The following is a 1609-nucleotide window of genomic DNA, read 5'->3' as shown; positions in this document are numbered from 1 at the left end:
GTCCAGCACCATGCCAAGCCCCTTGACCGCCCAGAGCGATCCAGCGACCTTGGCGACCATCTTCATGCAGATCGACACCATCGCGGCCAGCACGCCCATCGAGAACATGGTACCGATACGGCCGCGGGGGTTCCGTCTTCGACCTGCTTGAGCACGGCGATAATCAAGGCTGTCGGTAAAACTCGACTTCTTTATGGGTTCTCCCCTGGATCAGTTTACGAAAATTCCGCCTATGGCTGCTGCTAATCTGCGCGGGGATTACCCACATGAGGGTAGTTACGCTCGGCCACCTGCTGGCGGTGTAGATCACGCCGGCCAACGAACAGGAACGAGCCCAAGTGCGATCGCTGGCGCAGGAAGCTCAGCATGTCACTGGCGAGATCGTGAAACTGGCGTCGTCGATCAAGGGCACATAGGCGAAGGACCGGCTGAAGCTGCGCAGGAGGAAGGCATTGAACTGCACGTCCTAAAAACTGCGCGAGGCGAATAAAGGCTTTGTATTGCTGCCGCGTCGCTGGGCTGTGGAGCGCAGCTTTGGTTGGGTCAATCGGTTTCGACGCCTGGCACGTTATTACGAACGCCTGCCGGAAACCCTGGCAGGACTCCACTTCGTCGTCTTCTCCATCCTCATGTTTGGATATGCTGCGTCTCTATTTTTAAAGTTCATAACACGCTTTAGGAACCGGTTGGCCGAGTTAAAGGGGAGGCCAAATGAAACCATTAAAATTCCCACCACACGATCAAATTGAATTACCCTCAACTCAATATGCTACCAATCAAACTAATAACTTCTAAACTCAGACATGCTGCATTCGGCGTAAATAACCTCACAACTATGTATCCGCGAATTTTCCTCACAGGCACTAAGTGCTGTGGCTTTAGCATCATCTGCTGATGGAGCGCCCTGAATTGTACTTCCGCCCCCATCTAAAGATCTTGCTACAGCAGCGCACTGGTTGTTGTAAATAAAACTAATTTTGCAATCTCTACCACCCAGATCAAGACACGACTTTAGTGCCAACTTCTTTGCCTCAGCCTTACTTTTTTGTTTAGAAGTGGCTCCTAGAACACCTAGCGAGCCATCCATAGCAAAGGCGCCCCAGCGCTTTCTCCATTCACCCGAGGGTTGCGGAGAACCGCCCGAATCTCCTCCTCCGATAGGAGCGCATCCGCTCGCTCCCTGGCCGCCGATCGGATAAAATCCTGGCGGACATTGTCCTTCAGCGTATGCAGCTCCAGTCATGAGCAGCAGACATAAAAAAGAATATGACGGGCGAAGATTCATATTAAGTCCTGAGGTCGCGGTGGGCAGCTTTATAACCAGGATCAGAATTTCCACCAGTCTGGGATCCGGAGGCTACCGTCCTGACATCACTAAGATTCTCTCGCCCCCTTTCATTGCTTACGTTTTGCTGAGGCACGTAAGAGCCAGGCGCCTGTCTCTGCGGCCCTGGCGATCCGCCAGCCGACGCCGCCCCACCAATCTGAGAATACGCCATGAAGCTACCCAAGGTACCTTGGAAGAAGAACGCGGCCATCGGAGGTGTCGTCAAGATCAGGAGCGTCAACAATACGCCCATCCCGCCGGTTTGCATGGCCTGGCTTGTGA

Annotated in this window: 1 protein-coding gene and 1 pseudogene; one reads left to right on the top strand and one right to left on the bottom strand. The window is 53.5% G+C overall.

What is annotated here, in order from left to right; translation table 11 throughout:
- Nucleotides 1-488: 488 nt before the first annotated feature.
- A pseudogene (locus OZ10_RS23000) lies at nt 489-749 on the top strand (transposase); the annotation flags it as partial.
- 32 nt (nt 750-781) lie between these two features.
- Here OZ10_RS23000 and OZ10_RS21885 read toward each other — a convergent pair.
- Nucleotides 782-1339: a DUF4189 domain-containing protein gene (locus OZ10_RS21885; protein ID WP_139051379.1), complete on the bottom strand. Its 558-nt coding sequence runs from the start codon at nt 1337-1339 to the stop codon at nt 782-784.
- Between the last annotated feature and the right edge of the window lie 270 nt (nt 1340-1609).

Origin of the sequence: Xanthomonas cannabis pv. cannabis, from assembly GCF_000802365.1 — a bacterium.
GTDB classification, from domain to species: Bacteria; Pseudomonadota; Gammaproteobacteria; order Xanthomonadales; family Xanthomonadaceae; genus Xanthomonas; species Xanthomonas cannabis.
The sequence above is the reverse complement of the archived record's forward strand: the minus strand, read 5'-3'. Positions and strand labels throughout refer to the sequence as shown.